The 16,896-nt window shown below is 63.7% G+C and carries 14 protein-coding genes; 2 read left to right on the top strand and 12 right to left on the bottom strand.

Annotation, left to right across the window (positions count from 1 at the left end; all coding sequences use genetic code 11):
* Positions 1–2 precede the first annotated feature (2 nt).
* Complete coding sequence (gene zapE / locus ACFQQD_RS09200) at positions 3–1,133, bottom strand: cell division protein ZapE (RefSeq protein ID WP_378088535.1); 1,131 nt, start codon at positions 1,131–1,133, stop codon at positions 3–5.
* A 278-nt stretch (positions 1,134–1,411) separates the two neighbouring features.
* On the opposite strand from zapE, the gene ACFQQD_RS09205 reads away from it, so the two are divergent.
* Positions 1,412–2,314 carry a sulfurtransferase gene (locus ACFQQD_RS09205; protein WP_378088537.1) on the top strand — a complete coding sequence of 301 codons (903 nt, stop codon included), beginning with the start codon at positions 1,412–1,414 and terminating at the stop codon, positions 2,312–2,314.
* 121 nt (positions 2,315–2,435) lie between these two features.
* Positions 2,436–2,918: a SufE family protein gene (locus tag ACFQQD_RS09210; RefSeq protein ID WP_378088539.1), complete on the top strand. Its 483-nt coding sequence runs from the start codon at positions 2,436–2,438 to the stop codon at positions 2,916–2,918.
* A gap of 31 nt (positions 2,919–2,949) precedes the next feature.
* Here the strand turns inward: ACFQQD_RS09210 and ACFQQD_RS09215 are convergent, their stop codons facing one another.
* From ACFQQD_RS09215 to ACFQQD_RS09265, 11 genes are all read right to left on the bottom strand, one after another.
* On the bottom strand, positions 2,950–3,705 hold the full coding sequence (locus ACFQQD_RS09215) for a GPP34 family phosphoprotein (RefSeq protein ID WP_378088541.1): 756 nt from the start codon (positions 3,703–3,705) through the stop codon (positions 2,950–2,952).
* A 65-nt stretch (positions 3,706–3,770) separates the two neighbouring features.
* On the bottom strand, positions 3,771–4,418 hold the full coding sequence (gene pgsA / locus ACFQQD_RS09220) for a phosphatidylinositol phosphate synthase (protein ID WP_378088543.1): 648 nt from the start codon (positions 4,416–4,418) through the stop codon (positions 3,771–3,773).
* Positions 4,418–5,077: an HIT family protein gene (locus tag ACFQQD_RS09225; RefSeq protein WP_378088545.1), complete on the bottom strand. Its 660-nt coding sequence runs from the start codon at positions 5,075–5,077 to the stop codon at positions 4,418–4,420. The genes pgsA and ACFQQD_RS09225 overlap by 1 nt, the downstream gene beginning before the upstream one ends.
* Positions 5,074–7,098 carry a threonine--tRNA ligase gene (gene thrS / locus ACFQQD_RS09230; protein WP_378088547.1) on the bottom strand — a complete coding sequence of 675 codons (2,025 nt, stop codon included), beginning with the start codon at positions 7,096–7,098 and terminating at the stop codon, positions 5,074–5,076. Before thrS ends, ACFQQD_RS09225 begins: the two co-directional genes overlap by 4 nt.
* Before the next feature lie 119 nt (positions 7,099–7,217).
* Entirely contained in the window at positions 7,218–9,014 is a 1,797-nt protein-coding gene (locus tag ACFQQD_RS09235) for a DUF222 domain-containing protein (RefSeq protein WP_378088549.1), read from the bottom strand.
* Positions 9,015–9,225: 211 nt separating this feature from the next.
* Positions 9,226–9,693, bottom strand: coding sequence for a cyclase (locus tag ACFQQD_RS09240; protein WP_378088551.1), 468 nt, complete (start codon positions 9,691–9,693; stop codon positions 9,226–9,228).
* A gap of 92 nt (positions 9,694–9,785) precedes the next feature.
* On the bottom strand, positions 9,786–13,571 hold the full coding sequence (locus ACFQQD_RS09245; RefSeq protein ID WP_378088553.1) for a DNA polymerase III subunit alpha: 3,786 nt from the start codon (positions 13,569–13,571) through the stop codon (positions 9,786–9,788).
* Positions 13,571–13,900 (bottom strand): DUF6504 family protein, encoded by a 330-nt coding sequence (locus ACFQQD_RS09250; RefSeq protein ID WP_378088555.1) that lies wholly within the window; start codon positions 13,898–13,900, stop codon positions 13,571–13,573. Before ACFQQD_RS09250 ends, ACFQQD_RS09245 begins: the two co-directional genes overlap by 1 nt.
* Positions 13,901–14,238: 338 nt before the next feature.
* On the bottom strand, positions 14,239–15,054 hold the full coding sequence (locus ACFQQD_RS09255) for an SOS response-associated peptidase (RefSeq protein WP_378088557.1): 816 nt from the start codon (positions 15,052–15,054) through the stop codon (positions 14,239–14,241).
* 39 nt (positions 15,055–15,093) lie between these two features.
* On the bottom strand, positions 15,094–15,864 hold the full coding sequence (locus ACFQQD_RS09260; RefSeq protein ID WP_378088559.1) for a PKD domain-containing protein: 771 nt from the start codon (positions 15,862–15,864) through the stop codon (positions 15,094–15,096).
* 245 nt (positions 15,865–16,109) lie between these two features.
* Positions 16,110–16,874 carry a DUF6318 family protein gene (locus ACFQQD_RS09265; protein WP_378090072.1) on the bottom strand — a complete coding sequence of 255 codons (765 nt, stop codon included), beginning with the start codon at positions 16,872–16,874 and terminating at the stop codon, positions 16,110–16,112.
* Positions 16,875–16,896: the final 22 nt, after the last annotated feature.

Genomic DNA, 16,896 nt, shown 5'->3' on the forward strand with positions numbered 1-16,896 from the left:
TCTCACAGCCCCGATTCCCCCATCTGTCCTTCGCGGACCAACGCCGTCATGCGCGAGATGGTCCGGAAGTACTTCTTCAGATAGCCGCCGGCCATCATCTCCTCCGTGAACAGCTGGTCGAATGGCACACCGGAGGCGATCACCGGCACGTCTTTGTCATAGAGACGATCGGCGAGCACCACGAACCGCAGCGCCATGGCCTGCTCCGAGATGGTCTCCACGTGGTGCAGAACCATGACATCGACGTCCTCGACCATCTTCCGGTAGCGGCTCGGGTGAACTCGGGAGAGGTTTGCGGTCAGGTCCGTGAAATCATCCTCAGCCACGACGTCGGCCTCCGGGAACCGCTCCGCCGCCAGCTCCCGGAGCTGGTCGTCTGCCAGTGGCTCCGGCGCGTCGGCCAGTCCGCGGTGGCGGTAGTCCTCACCGTCGATGCGAATCACCTCGAACTGGTCGGCCAGCACCTGGATCTCACGCTTGAAGTCCTGAGCCGCGAACCGCCCTTCGCCCAGCGATCCGGGCAGGGTGTTGGACGTGGCCACCAGCTTCACCCCGGCGTCTGCGAGTTCCCGCATCAACCGGGACATCAGAACCGTGTCGCCGGGATCATCGAGCTCGAACTCATCGATGCAGACCAGCGTGTACTCCTTCAGCACATCCACGGTCTTTCGGAAGGACAGTGCGCCCACGAGGTTCGTGTACTCCACAAACGTGCCGAACGCCTTGGGTCCCGGGGCGGCATGCCACGTGGAAGCCAGCAGGTGGGTCTTGCCCACGCCGAAGCCGCCGTCGAGATAGACGCCGGTGGCCGCCGTCGTGCCCTTGCCGGCCTTGCTCGAGGTGGACTTGCTCGAAGCGGACTTGCCCCCGCGCAGGAAGCCCAGCAGTCCCCCGCCCGAGCTGTCCCGTCCGCTGCCGCGTCCATTGCCCCGCCCGCTGCCGGGCCGCGGCTTGATGGACGACGCGAAGGCGCGCAACTGCTGGACGGCCTCGGCTTGTGACGGGTACTGCGGATCGGGAATGTACGTGTCGAACGACACCTCACCGAATCGGTAGGACGGATGAAACCCGGCGAGCAGATCCTCAGCGGACACCTTCGGGGTGCGTTCGGCGAGGTGTACGGTCTCGGCCACGGGCGGCTCCATCCAATGGTGATTCTGTGTCGGCTGGTGTGTGTCTGACGTCGCGTCGGATGCACCACGTCAGGGCAACTGTACCGGCGGTCCGCGTCCTTGTTCCTCCTGTTGTCCATCCAGTACTCCCCTCGCCAGGGTCGCCATGTTTCGGCGAGCGATTAGCACCGGCCACTGTGGCGTAATGTAGGCCGCAGCGGCTGGACAAGCCGCTGACCCCGTCACCGAAGTACCAGCACAGCCGTCGGGGACACGCGAAGCGAAAGGCATTGCCGAGGATGACCACAGAATCCGTAGCATCCACCGACTTCTCCGAATACGCCCATCCGGAAAAGCTCGTCTCCACCCAGTGGGTCGCTGACCACATCAATGACGAGAACGTCGTGGTCCTCGAGTCGAACGAGGACACTCTGCTGTACTCCACCGGCCACATCCCCGGAGCCGTCAAGATCGACTGGCACACCGAGTTGAATGATCCCGTGTCGCGTGACTTCGTGGGGCCCGAAGAGTTCGCCCGCGTGGTCGGTTCCAAGGGGATCGGCCGGGACACCACCGTCGTGTTCTACGGCGACAAGTCCAATTGGTGGGCCGCCTACGCCCTCTGGGTCTTCACCCTCTACGGCCACCCGGACACCCGCCTGATGAACGGCGGCCGCGACAAGTGGATCGCCGAAGGCCGCGAAACCACCAAGGACGTCCCCACCCCGTCGCCGGTGGAGTACCCGGTGACCGAGCGCGACGACTCCACGGAGCGGGCGTCCCGCGATGAGGTCCTGAACCACCTCGGCAAGCCGTTGGTGGACGTCCGCTCCCCCGCCGAATACTCCGGCGAGACCACCCACATGGAGGGATACCCGCAGGAGGGGACGCTGCGCGGCGGCCACATCCCGACGGCGGCGTCCGTCCCGTGGGCCAAGGCCGCCAACGCGGACGGCACCTTCAAGTCCCGCGAGGAACTGGAGAAGATCTACAAGGAAGAGGCCGGCGTCGGCGAGTCCGATGACGTCGTGGCCTACTGCCGTATCGGCGAGCGGTCCTCGCACACGTGGTTTGTGCTGCGGCACCTGCTCGGTTATGAGAAGGTCCGCAACTACGACGGCTCCTGGACCGAATGGGGCAACTCCGTCCGCTTGCCGATCGCTGTGGGCGAAGAACGCGGAGAGGCGCCGACGGGGCGGTGATCTGTACTGAGCTGGTCCGGACGCCAGCCCAGCAAGACTAAGCTGGGGTGCGGCATAGATCGCACCCCAGCGGTGTTTAACAGGTGATGTGCAGCCCACCGCGGAAGGAATCCACGACACGATGACCACCACTGAACTCCCCGAGAAGCTGAACGGCATCATCGAGGACTTCTCGTCGGTCCCGGATCCGGACCGCCTGGAACTGCTGCTCGAATTCTCCGAGGAGCTCCCTGCTCTGCCCGAGCGCTATGCGGACCACCAGGATGAGATGGAGCAAGTGGTCGAGTGTCAGACGCCGTTGTTCCTCGCCATCGAGCTGGAATCGCCGGAGAAGACCACCACGCCTGACGGCGGCGGCGCCGGCCCCGACTCGCTGGTCCGTCTCTTCGTCTCCGCCCCACCGGAGGCCCCGACCTCACGCGGCTTCGCGTCAGTGCTGGTGCAGAGCCTCGACGGATTGACGGCGTCTGAAGTACTCGACGTCCCCGAGGACATCTCGGCTCGCCTCGGGCTGCAGAAGGCGCTGACTCCCCTGCGACTCCGTGGCATGTCGGCCATGCTGGGTCGGATCAAACGCAACATCTCGGACCAGTTGGCTGCCTGACGGGAACTGCTGGAGTTGAATCGGGAGCTGTTCAGTCGAGAGCTGAGGCCCCGCCCGTCGTCGCCGTCAGCGCTTCAGCGACGGCATTCTCGGTGGCCAGCAGTGCTTCTGCCATCGACTCTCGGGTAGAGGGGCTGCCGACAGGAGTCGTCGCCACGCTTCGTGCCTGCTCCCGATCCGTGTCAGGGAAGAGACGGTAGAGCAAGCGCGTGGTCCGCATCAGGGAGATCAGGGGCCACGTCAGGTTATCTGCGGGCTGTTCACCGCTCAGCACGGCGCGGATCCTGGCCGCCAGTTCGTGTTCAAAATGATGATCCACTTCGCGGTACCGAGTCCGGTGGAAGACCCACAGCACGGTGCTTTCGCCCTCTTCGAGGACCCCGCACTTGACCAAGGACGCGGCGACGGCGTCGCGCAAGGTGTCTCGGGAGAAACGATTGATCCACTGCTCGGCGTCTCGATGGCGAGTGAAGGCGTGAATGATGTCCCAGACCTGTTCCAGGGGCCATTCGAGGTCGGCGGTCTGGGCCCACACCGGTGGATTCGGATCGGTACTGAACACTTCCTTCGGGTGATCGATGGTGCGCACCGTGCTCCGGCTGACGTGGAGACGACCACGACGCGCCAGCTCCGCCAGCGTGGCTCCGGCGATGCCCATGCCCACTGTCGGCCCGTCCAGGAGGAGCTTGCCCTTCTCGTCGTCCAGGCACAGCAGGAGGAAGTACTCCGGGATGTTCAGCGGCCGGCCGCCGACGGCGTCATTGCTGTCCATGATGGGATCGCTCATGGTTCATTGTGTCCACAGTCCATGCCGCAACACCAGACCGGCCCACAGAACCATGCCAGCCGGGATCAGGAACCGTGGGCCTCAGGGTTCGTCGACTCGGGACCGGTCACCTGGCGTGCCTGTCGATACACCATGACCATCCGCTGCCCCACGGTGACGGCCGAGGCCAGGGCCAACAGGATCAGCACCACGGTCAACGCCCACGGATGCAGTCCGAGTCCGGTGAGCCCGGCGAAGACCAGAGTGGCCACGAGACGTTCAGCGCGTTCGGCGATGCCGGTGTTGGCCGCGAACTCCAGTGACTCGGCCTTCGCCCGGGCGTAGGACACCAGCATGCCGAACACCAGGCTGGCGGCTGCGGCAACACCGGCCACGTGGAAGTCGCCCGCACCGAAAAACCACAGCATCAGCCCGAAGAACACCGCCGCGTCTTGCACACGGTCGAGGGTCGAGTCGAGGAAACTCCCCCACCTGCCCGTGGTGCCGGCGATGCGCGCCATGACCCCGTCCAACACGTCGGAGAACACGAACAGCGTGATCACCACGGTTCCCCAGAAGAGCTCGCCGATCGGGAACAAGACCACAGCACCGAGCACGACCCCGAGGGTGCCCACAATGGTCACGGCATCGGCCGTGACGCCCCGCGCCAAGAGGAACTTGGCAGCGGGCGTGAAGATCCGGGTGAACAGGGCCCGTGCGTAGCGGTTGAGCATCAGCCGTGCTGTTCTCTGCCGTTGGTGGGTTCTCTGCCGTTGGTGGCCTGTTTCGCGTCGAACTCCGCCGCGGCCGCACCCCAGGCCCCTGCCACTGCCGCGCGGACGCGGTCCAGTGTCACGGTGATGTTTTTCGTCTCCGCGATGATCGGCAGAAAGTTGCCGTCGCCACCCCACCGCGGGACGATGTGCTGATGCAAGTGCGCCGCAATGCCGGCACCGCCCGTCTTGCCTTGATTCATGCCGATGTTGAAGCCGGTGGCTCGGGACGTCGACCGCAACGCCGTCATGCCGATCTGCGTCATCCGCGCCAATTCGACCGTCTCATCGAGCGTGAGGTCTGTGTAGTCGGGCACGTGACGATACGGGCACACCAGGAGGTGACCGGCGTTGTACGGATAGAGGTTGCACAGCACGAACATCGTGTCACCGCGCGCGACGATGAGAGATTCCTCGTCGGACCGATTCGGCCCGGCACAGAATGGGCAGCTCGACTCGTCGCTGACCTGGTCCTGGCCCCCGCGGACATAGGCCATGCGATGGGGGTTCCAGAGCCGTTGAAACGCATCAGGAGCGCCGGCGAGCTCAAAGTCGTCGGTCACGGCGCCGTCGTCGGGGTATCCCCGCGGCTGCTCAGCGTCTCCCGGCACGGAGGTCATGGGGTCTCCCGGTTCCTCACTGCGCTGACGATGCGTTCGATCGCCTCGTCCACGGGAACGCCGTTGTCCTGACTGCCGTCACGGAAACGGAACGACACTGCGCCAGCTTCGGCGTCCTCGCCACCAGCGATGAGGACGAACGGCACCTTCTCCTTGGACGCCGTGCGGATCTTCTTGGGGAACCGGTCCGAACCGTCGTCGAGGCGGGCACGGATACCTGCGGCCTTGAGCTGGTCCACCACGGCAGCCAGGTAGTCATTGAAGGCCTCGGCCACGGGTACCGCGACGACCTGCTCGGGAGCCAACCACGCCGGGAACGCACCGGCATAGTGCTCGGTGAGCACGCCGAGGAAGCGTTCGATGGAGCCGAAAAGCGCGCGGTGGATCATCACCGGGCGCTGACGTGAACCGTCGGCGGCCTGGTATTCGAGATCGAAACGCTCGGGGAGATTGAAGTCCAGCTGGATCGTGGACATCTGCCAGGTCCGGCCGATGGCATCTTTGGCCTGCACAGAGATCTTCGGGCCATAGAACGCTGCGCCACCCGGGTCGGGGACCAGTTGCAGTCCGGACGCCGTGGCGACCTCTTCCAGAGTTCGAGTGGCTTCATCCCATACTGAGTCCTCACCCACGTACTTCTCGGGGTTCTTGGTCGAGAGTTCAAGGTAGAAGTCGTTCAGCCCGTAGTCCTTGAGCAGATCGAGGACGAAGTTGAGCGTGGTGGTCAACTCCTCCTTCATCTGATCCTTGGTGCAGTAGATGTGTGCGTCGTCTTGGGTCATCCCACGGACACGCGTCAGCCCATGGACGACGCCAGACTTCTCGTATCGGTACACCTGCCCGAATTCGAACAGCCGCAGTGGCAGCTCCCGGTACGACCGCCCCCGCGAGGCGAAGATCAGGTTGTGCATGGGACAGTTCATCGGCTTGAGGTAGTAGTTCTGCCCCTGCTTGGTGATCTCGCCCGTGACGGGATCGCGCTGCTCGTCGATGTGCATGGGCGGAAACATGCCATCCGCGTACCAGTCCAGGTGGCCCGAGACCTCATAGAGGTTCTGCTTGGTGATATGCGGGGTGTAGACGAACTCGTAGCCGGCTTCGGTATGCCGCTTGCGTGAGTAGTCCTCCATCTCCTTGCGGATGATGCCGCCGCGAGGGTGGAACACCGGCAGACCGGAGCCCAGTTCATCCGGGAAGGAGAACAAGTCCATCTCGGCACCGATTTTGCGGTGGTCGCGGCGTTCGGCCTCGGCCAGCCGTTCCTGGTACGCCTTGAGGTCTTCCTTGCTGGGCCAGGCCGTTCCGTAGATGCGCTGCAACTGGCGGTTGTTCTCGTTGCCAAGCCAGTACGCCGCGGCCGTGCGGGTCAAGGCAAAGGCATTGGAGATCAGCTTGGTGTTCGGCAGATGGGGACCACGGCAGAGGTCACACCAGACGGTTTCGCCGGACTTGCGGTCGACATTGTCGTAGATGGTGATCTCGCCGGCGCCGACCTCGATGTTCGCGCCCTCGCCGACGGCGTCAGCATCGCTCTGTTTGCCCAGAAGCTCCAGCTTGTACGGTTCGTCGGCCATGGCCTCGCGGGCCTCGTCCTCGGTCACGACCCGACGGACGAAGGACTGAGTCGAGTTCACGATCTTCAGCATGAGCTTCTCGACCGCTTTAAGGTCGTCCGGGGTGAAGGGCTCCTCAACGTCGAAGTCGAAGTAGAACCCATCCTGAACGTACGGACCGATGCCCAGCTTGGCGTCCGGACGCAGTTGCTGCACCGCCTGAGCCATCACGTGAGCCGTGGAATGGCGGAGTACGTTGAGACCGTCCTCTTCCGAGATATCAACGCCAACGACGTCGGCACCGGCCGGAATCTGCCGGCTCAGATCCTGCAGTTCGCCATCAACACGCATCACCACGATGGTCTTCTGGCCGTCGAAAAGCTCAGTTCCGGTGGTGCCCGAGGTCACCTCCCGCGGCTCCGAGTTGACGGTGATGGTGATTTGCTCGTTCTGTGACGCCTCGGACACGGGCCGGTTCCTCCTCGGGTAGGGCTTCAAAGCTGGTGGCATACGGTGGCCACCGCCAGCCACCGGCCATTCTAGGGCAGTCATTGCATCGCACGGGTTGAAAAGACCAGTCACTCGGACTAGGCCGCTTCGCGGAGGTTGCCGGGGCGCCAGTATCTGTTGCGACGAGGACGCTGATCGGGATCGTGGTATCTGGCGGGGATGAACCACGGGATGCCGTTGCGGACAGAGATCTCCCATGCTCCGGTATGCACGGCGTGGTGATGATGAGAGCAGATCAGGACTCCGTTCTGCACGGACGTGGGCCCGCCATTCTCCCAATGCTGGATATGGTGAACTTCGCACCACGGAGCCGGAATTGAACAGCCGGGAGCCGCGCATCCACCATCCCTGGCCGCAATCGCCTGACGCAGTTTCTGACTGAACAACCGTTGGGACCGCCCGACATCAAGGATCTGACCCTCGCCGCCCAGAACGATGGGAATCAGATTCGCATCGCAGGCCCACTGCCGGATGGTCTGCGGGTTGATGGGACTGGTGTAGGACGCTGTTGAGATCGGTGACGCCGGCCGACTTTCTCGCAGACCCTCATCGACCTGTCTCCGAAGCGTCTCGTAGTCGATGGTGACCAATACCTGGGGGCGAGTCCCGCCGGTGGGGAGCTCATTGGATGAGGCCATAGCGAGGGCTCCGGTCAAGGCGCTGATCAGTCCGTCCAGTTCCTTCTGGGTGCGACTTCGCCCGTCCAACGCATCAGCGTGACCGCCAAAAGCGTCCGGTGCGCCCTGGCCTTCGTTGAGCTGAGCACGTCCTTCACCGAACCGAGCACGTCCTTCAGGTCCGCTGCCGTCCGCGCTTGGTGCTGGGTCGCCCGCCTGGCGGGCTGCCTGGCTGCCCGCCTGGTCGTGCTTCTGGCCGCCTGTCTTACTGCCTGCCTTGCTGCCTGCCTGGCTGTCCAACTGGCCGCGCACTTCACCATCGCGCTTGCGAGGGTTGGACGCCGCCGAAGCGATGGTCTTGAGTATCTCGTGCTGAGCATCGGTCGCCATGAGGGTCCACTTGTGCAGTCTGGCTGCACCCTTGCCGTGGTAGTACAGCCCCTGCGCGGCGTTGAGCTGTGCCTCGGTCGGTTCTGCGCCGTCAGGATCGACGAGGGCGTCGAAGCGCTGTCGCCAATACAGGCAGACCTTCTTCAACGTTTCAGGATCCACGTCTTGAGCCTGTGCTACGAGAAGTCTCTCCCCGCTTCCCACCAACTCGTCGACGTCGGTCATGTCGGCACCGGCCAGGGCAGCATCATGCCGAGCCGAAGAGAGGGCGTTGACCATGATGTCAGCAGCCGAAGCATCGATAGTGGCACTTCCCACTGCCTCAGCCACCGCCGGCATCGTGGGCGGCAACTCTTCGGCATGGTCGAAGCTGCGTGACGGCATGATGTGTGCAGCCCGCTGAATCCGTCGCTTGGCATCTCCACGATGGATTCTCAGTTGCACGCGAAGATAGTCTGCGGCATTGCGAAAAGCGCACTTGCCTTCGGGGATGCCCAGGATCTCGAGCCGGGCACGGTGTCGGTCGAAGACTCGCTCGGTGTGTCCGGCCAGCGATGTCTGAGCGGCGTCAACGGTGCGCGCCAGCTGTTCCACGCCTAATTGGAGCTCGGGCAATGTCCCTGCCGGAAGAGCTTCTTCGGCCGATGACTCACGAGGAACACCATCAAGCTCGCTCGGCTCACAGTCGGGATCACGATGATCAGTACCCCGAGGATCATGGTCCGGCGAGACCGGGAACCGGGGAATACCATCTAGCAGGCCGGACTCGTTGAGGCGGGAGGCCAACTCCGCAGCCATGTCCTGGGTCGAGGTCAACAAGTCAGCAGTATCCACTGCCGAGAGGTCGTTCGTATCCACAAGGGCCATAGTGCGCCTCCTCCCCGTCACTTCCCGTCTTTTCGTCAGGTGCGCTTTTCTCGTCGCCCGACTCCCGTTTTCTTAGTACATATATTCGACCATGAGGGGCGGACACGATAAGGCGGTGACTGCGCACTGTGGACCAAGGCGACTCATTATTTGGCTGTGGAGCAGCAGTAACAGCAGGCAGTATCTAGTAGCCAGGAGCCAGGAGCCAGTGTCAGGAGTGTGCGTCGAGATGCCGCACGAGATGGTGGTTGCGCTGCGCGATCAGGCGTCTCAAATAGGGAACCAGCACCAGCCGTTCCGCCATCCGACCGAATACTGGAGAAGCTACGGTAATGTTGTCGGTCATGACCGTCTGCCTTGACGGTTCAGAGTCTGGCGACTGCTCGAAGGTATGAACGTGTCGGAATGCAGCGAATGGCCCGGACGTCTGCTCGTCCACGAACCGGTGAGGTCGCTCCAGGGCGGTGATGCGCGAGGTCATCGTGAACCACAGCCCGAAGTGCCGAGCACGCCAGGTCACGGTCTCACCCAGACCGATCTGCCCCGAGGTCACTCCGGCAATGGCCTGTTCCCCGGACTTCGCCATAGAACCGAGATGTTCATCGATACTCAGGGACAGATCGAAGAGACGTTCTGCCGCATGCCGCGTCCGAGTGATGACGGTGAAGGTGCTGGTCATAGACCGATCATCGCAGCCACGACACTGGATATCTCCCCGTGACTTTTCCGGCTGTCCCGCGGCTTTGCTCCCCCGCCGTTACTCCTCCAGCCCTACTCCTCCGGAGTCGGCAACAGTTCCCAGGTCTCAGGATGCGGCACGGGAACGGGACGGCGGGTGGCGCCGTCATGGCTCGCCTTGGCGGCCCAGACGCCCATGTCATGGTGGGGAACGTCGGGAACGGACGTGCCGGCGTCGGGAAGGTGGGGTGAGCTGGCGGTAGCCCCGACGGTACGCCGAGCTCCACCGGTGTCCTGTTGCTGGGCCGCTGAAGAGTCCACCGGCCCCCACGGCACCGCAGCCCCGGCCCTGCTCCGATCACGGCGCAGCCAGGCCCTCCACTGTTCGCGTGTGCTGTCCAGATAGTCCGGATCCGGCAGCATCTCCGGCCGATGCAGATCCCACGCACGGATGGCCTGCAGGCTGATCGCCTTCGGGCCGGTGCGACGCGTGGTGCCCTCGATCAACATCAGCCGCGCCGAGAAGAGCATTTCTCCGGTCTCGTGCTGGGCCTCCGTGAAGAAGGAGGCGTCCACACATCCTGTCCCGTCGTCCACGGAGATGAACACGACACGCTTGCCACTGCGCATGGGCGGAGTCTGCGTCGCCACACGCACCCCGGCCACCAGTACTCGAGACTGAGACCTCAGGGAGAGCAATTCCGACGCCGGCGTCACCCCGAGCGCGTCCAGGTACGGGCGGTGCGACTCCATCAGATGCGCGGTGGTGTCCATCGCGGTCAAGTCGAGCTCGGTGCGCACCTTTTGATCGCGACTCGGATCCGGGAACATCGGCACGATGGTGGCCGCCTCAGTGTCCGGCAGATCCAGGGACAGCTGCCCGTCCACCTGGCGCTTCCCCGTGCTGCGTCGGTGTCCGGTGGGGTGGTGTCCCAACGCCGATTTCGCCGAACCACCGGCATGCTGCAACTCGAGATGATGGACCAGGTCAGTGCGCGACGCTCCGCCCGGCGGCAGCAGACTGTCCAGCGCCCCGAGTTGGGCGAGACGTTCAAGATTGCGTCTGGTGGGACGGGCACGGTCACGCACATCGGCCAACGAGACGTACGGCTGCCCAGCCACGATCCGCTTGATCTCTGCCTCGCTCAGGCCGGACAGCGCGTTCAGCGCGATCCGAATACCCCACCGGCCGGCGTCGTGATGTTCCGGATGTGCAGGAACCCACTCCATGCGGAACCGATCCGTGGAGGCATTGATGTCCACCGGCAACACCGGAATGCCCAGGCGTCGAGCCTCGGCGATCATCAGCCGGCGGGGGTACATCCCCGGGTCGTGCTCGAAGATGCCCGCCAGGAAGGCCTCGGGGTAATGGGTCTTGAGCCACGCTGAATGGTAGGTCGGCACGGCGAACGCCGCTCCATGCGCCTTGCAGAAGCCGAACGACCCGAAGGCTCTGAGCGTTGCCCACACTTCGTCGACGACCGTCGCCGGATAACCCCTGGCCACTGCTGCGGACCGGAAGAACGCCTCCACCCGATCTTCCTGCGGCCCTCCGATCTGGCGTCGGAACTCATCGGCCTTCGCCAGTCCGCATTCGGTCATCGTGTCCAAGGTCCGCAGCACTTGTTCGTGGAACACGGTCACCCCGTGGGTCTCAGCGAGCACGGCTTCGAGGTCTGGATGGGGATACCGGGCCTCGGAGAAGCCGTGGCGTTGTTCAAGGAACGGTCGCACCATGTCCGATTGCATGGGCCCCGGACGGAACAGGGAGATGTCGATGATGAGATCGTTGAACTCGGTCGGCGCCATCTTCCCGAGCAGTTCCCGCTGGCCCGGGGACTCGATCTGGAAAACGCCCAGGGTGTGAGTCGTCCGGATCATGTCAAAGGTCGGCTCATCATCCAGAGGCACCTGTTCGAGATCGACCTGTGTTCCCGTGGTGCGCTCGATCTCCTGCAGGGTATAGGCGATGGTCGACTGCATCCGCACCCCGAGGACGTCGAGCTTGAGCATGCCCATGGGGTCCATGTCGTGCTTATCGAACTGGCTCATCGGCAGATCGATTCCCGAGGGTTGCACGGGAGTCCGGTCGAGCAGTGTCGCATCGCCGAGGATGACCCCGCACGGGTGCATGGCGATGTGCCGCGGCAACCGGTCCAGCCGTTCGGTCAGATCCACTAACAGATCCAGTTGCTGCTGCCCTGCGGCCCGCCCGGATTCGACCTGCTCAGCGAAGCCGCGCAACTCCGGCATCCGGTCCATGGCCTCGCGGAAACTCGACGCTGAGAACCGCCACAACTGTTTAGCGATCGTGTCCACCTGAGCGGGCTCCATACCGAGGGCCATCCCGGCATCCCGCACCGCGCCCCGCGCCCGGTAGCCGTTTTGCATGCTCATCAGCGTGGTGCGCTCCGCCCCGAATCTCTCGAACATCGCGCGATAGACCTCGTGCCGGCGGGCGGACTCCACGTCGATATCGATGTCCGGCAGGGTGGAGCGATCGTTGGAGAGGAACCTCTCGAAGATCAGCTCGTGCCGCACCGGGTCCACGTTGGAAATCCGCAACAGGTGGTTGACCAGGGATGACGCTCCAGAGCCTCGCGCCGAAACCCGCACTCCCAGACCTTCGATCATCCGCACCACCTCAGCCACGGTGAGGAAGTAGCTGGCGAAACCGAGACGGTTGATGATCCCCAGCTCGTGTTCCAGCCGGTTCTCCAGCTCCTGGCCCGCCGGCGACGACGCAAACCGGGTTCCGCTGTAGAGGTCCGGGAATCGCGCCCCGGCCCCGGCCAGAGAACGCTGGCGCAGTTCGGTCACGGGGTCACCATCAATGCCGATGACCGAGGCTTCCGGCACGGTGGGCCGCATCCAGCCCAGATCCGGCCCCGGATCCATACGGCAGAGATCGGCGAGATCGTGGGTCGCATCCAGCAGAGCCTTCGCCCCTTCGGCCGTGCTGCCTCCCCCATTCGCGGCACGGCAGATCTCGCGGGCGATCTCATACATGGCCCCAGCAGATTTCAGCCAGCCCTGCCCATTGGGCTGTAGGTCGCCGAGAGTCTCCAGAGAGCTCAGAGCCCGTGCTGCATCAAGAACATCAGCAGTGGCGGCCCCATCCGGGGCCGCATAGCGCACCGCGTTCGTCAGCACCGCCGGCACCCTGTTGTCTCCCGCAGCCCGCAGCATCTTCACGGCGTGCGGTGTGGACAGCTTCTCCCCCGGCGGGGACAGGTGGCAGGCCACCTCCACCCGCAGAGCACCGGCGGGCAACGCTGATTTCCAGCGGCGGAGCAGAGTCCGGCCGGCCGTGTACTTGCGCGCTGCCATCAACTGCCCGACGTCGGACCCCGGTCCCAGCAGCACGAACAGTTCCGGCGGCGCACCGTGGTGCCGACCGGCGGACCACTGCGCCAGCTCGGTCACGGTGACATAGGGAGATCCCCCCGCCGAGCCACCCGTGGTGTGGGCGTGGGCGGCCGAGATGAGCCGCACCAGAGCACGGTAGCCGGTGCCTCCGGTTCCGCCCCTGGCCAGCACGACCACCCGACCGGCCGGGTTGGTGGGCACCGCGCCAGAGCGCCGCGGGGAGGACGGGGAACCGCCGACGTCGTCCTCCCAGGCCACCGACAGATCCACCCCGATCACTGGGTCCACGCCCTGCTCCAGGCAGGCAGCGACGTGCTTGGCCGTGCCGTAGAGGCCATCGCGATCAGTGCAGGCCAGCACTTCCGCACCGTCCGCAGCGGCAGCCGCCGCGAGTTCAGCGGGCCAGGACACCCCGTAGTGAGAGCTGAAAGCACTGGCCACATGCAGGTGCGGGAAGCCTGATCTCCGGGTGCCAGAGGCAGCACCGGAAACTGCCGACGTAGCGACCATCAAGCGCTCTCTTTCAGGCGCACGGAGGCGCCATCGTAGATCCGGACCAGTCGCCAACGGCCGGAATCGATGTGGTGTGAGAGGTCCAAAGTCAGTAGGGGTGCATTGCGGGCTTTCTCCAGTCGCACCTGGACTCGCCAGACTTCATGGTCCACCAGCCCGGCGCCGCGGCCCCGTTCAGCCCGGTGTTCCTCCATCCACCATTTCCGACGCTCGTACCAGCGCACCGGTTCGGCAGCCAGCACATAGCTACGCCCGTTCCAATCCAGGTGTAGCGGTACCCCCGCGGTCGTGCATCCGACGGTGACCGATTGCGTGAAGATTCCCATGAGACGTGATTCCTGCCCTGTTCTCGTCGTGCCTTCTCATGCCGTGTTTCACCCACCGGCACAGGCCGGCGGATGTCCGGATTCAGCGTGTTCCGGCTTCCTGCTCGTTGCCGTCTGGGAAGGAACGACGAGCCTGAAACCGGGCTGCCCGGTATGGCGGTGGGAAGTGAAACGGCCTTGGAGGGAAGGCTGGCCGTACCCCGCCATGGTATTCGAACATGTGTTCTAGTACCAAGAGTGAGGCTACGAAAGGGACCGGACACGATAAGACCGGGGGTGCAGAAGTGGTGCAGAAAAAGGGAGGTACAAGGCCGCCAGACAGGCCAGTGTCGGAACCCTCAGAGCAACGACTGCATGGGTTCAATCAACTCGGGACCGTTGTTGCGCACGTTTCCCACGGCGGGGTCAACCTCGTCCAGCGTCCACTCTGATGCCGTCGAGTAACCCTGATCGAGCACGCGCTCCACTAGGGCCTGGGCCGCTTCCGCGGACGAGAGCTTCTCCGGTTTCAGCCATGCGTCCATGGTCTCGGGGTTCATGGGCAGAGGGAAGCGGTCGTGCAGCTGACCCAACTGCTCCAGAGTTGCTCGCCCAGCTTCGGTCATGCCCTGCACACTGGCCGACTCTACGACGGCGGCGTCCGGTGATGGGCCCGTGAGGATCGTGCAACTCAACAACCACCGATGAGGATCGCCCTCCGGGACCGACGCATCCTTCCACCATTCGTAGAGGCCAGCGAAGTAGATGGGCGAGCCGTTGTGCGGGTGGATGTAGAAGGGCCGCTTCTTCGTGGTCTTGGGGGCGCCGGCGTCGGGCTTCAGCCACTCGTAGTATCCGTCTGCAGGGACTGCACAGCGCCGCGCCTTGATCGCAGAGCGGAACGTGGGCTTCTCAACCACCGTCTCGGAGCGGGCATTGAACGCCCGCGCTCCCATCGAAACGTCCTTGGCCCACGGCGGCACCAATCCCCAACGGGCCACATGGATTTCCCGGCGAGTGTCCGTTTCACCCGCACGCTCCAACACTACAGCGACGTCCGCAGTGGGTGCGACATTCCAGTTCGGCGGCAGCGCGAATTCCTCGTCAGGCTCCATCGCTCCGGAATCGGCCACCAGGTCTCCGATGGCCCGAGCCATCACATACCGTCCGCACATGGACCTAGTCTGCCGCACATCCGGCTAGAGTTCCTGGGCTCAGTTGGCCTCGAAGGGGTCCCCGCACGCCCACCCCTCCGGGTTGGCATCACAATCCTCGGCCACATTCTTGGACTTCGAGCGCCAAATATCCGCCGAAGCCGGCTCACTGGCCACCGTCGCCATGCCCGGAATAGCAATCCACGGACCATCATTGACCGAGAACTGACCCCGATACGCCGTCGATAACGACACCGGAAACGTCCCGGTGTCCTCATACACATGACTGGTCGTGGTTTCTTGGTTGAACTCCCTCTGCGGGCCACCCGGGAACGGATTCGACACCGGCTCCGACCCATCCCCGTACTCCCAGGTCCACCGCACCGGCACCGCCTGGATCGCCACCTGCTGGCCCAACATCGTCGTGTTCAACGTCTGCGGCTCCTCAGTGGCAAAAAAGTTCGTATGCGCCCGAATCAGCCCGAATCCCCCAGAGTCCGACTCAATCGACGACGGCGCGATATCCAACGCCCGGAAATCCTCCAACGTCACCACCGGCATCGGCGGAGCATCCGGAGCATCCACGGCCGGATCCATCACGACTGGGTCGGTTGGTTCAGAACAAAATGGAGACCCTACCCGCTCCATGGCGTCGATGTTGTTCGCTGGATACTGGGCCTCAATGAGCCACTGACTAGAATCCCCACAAGCTGCCAGCTCCGCCTCAAAACAGTCCATATCGCCGACTCCCCTGAGGTCGAAGCAATACGGCTGCGTAATGGTGATGATTCGATCGGGCTTGGCCTTTTCTTGATTCGATCCAGAAATCATGCCGACGGGGCTTCCGTCATCCCTCCTAGACATTTCACCGCCTTTCGTCGGAAAGTCGTCTTGACGCCCACCGACTCCGAAATTCGGCGTTTCCTTCTCAGTATCGAAGATGCCTCCGCAGAAAGGCCCTCCACAATCATCGGCTGCAGCTCTGGGGGCTTGTACTACTGCCGCAAATATCACCAATACTGATATACATAGACTGACGGTATAAATAATTACTCGTGGCCTTATAGCCATTACGCTCAGCCCTGCGCTTCTATGTCGTCAATAGACCAATGCATAGACGACTTGTCGTAAATCGCCGAAAACACCCATGGTCGCTCATCTGAGCCGTCTCCAGTGGCAGCCGGAACACCGTCAGGCTTGTACATCTGACCCGGAGACTCCGAAACGAGCATGGCACCAGTACCGCCTGTCCCGCCGTTGTCGACACTTGTAAACTGAACTTCGACTTTGGCCGGGCCATTTTCAGCCCATCCGCCGAGTTCATACACTTCTGACCACCGATTTATTAGGCTTACACAGATACCACAATCATCAGTGGACATACTCTCGATCTCGGAAGATTCACCTGTGGCCTTGAGGTAGTACTCGGTCTCCCACCAGTACTCCACAGCAGCTTCGAGCCCCTCCTGCGTCGGCTCCTTGACCGCATCAGGCATCTCAGGCACCGGCACGTTCTTGGCCGGAGAGGTCGACGTCGCCGGCTCATACGGCCCCACGGACGGCGACCCACTCTCCGAACCAGAGCTAGAACCAGAACTAGAACCGGATTCACCAGGCTCCGGCGAACTACCGCCGGATTCACTCACTGTCTTCGTCGGACTGGCAGATTCCGAGGGATTCCCCTCGCCGCCCTCGTTGCCTTCCCCGCCATCGCCACTACACCCGGTCAGCGCCAGCCCCGCGACCAGCAGCGCGGAAACCGCCACGGTCCGACCAGCACGAATCATCGGAACGCCCAACTGGACCCCTCCATCACGGCACCAAAGCCATCGACACATCATCCAGAAAGGTGCTCCCAGATGA

The sequence above is a fragment of the Citricoccus sp. GCM10030269 genome (genome assembly GCF_042665635.1).
Classification (GTDB): domain Bacteria; phylum Actinomycetota; class Actinomycetes; order Actinomycetales; family Micrococcaceae; genus Citricoccus.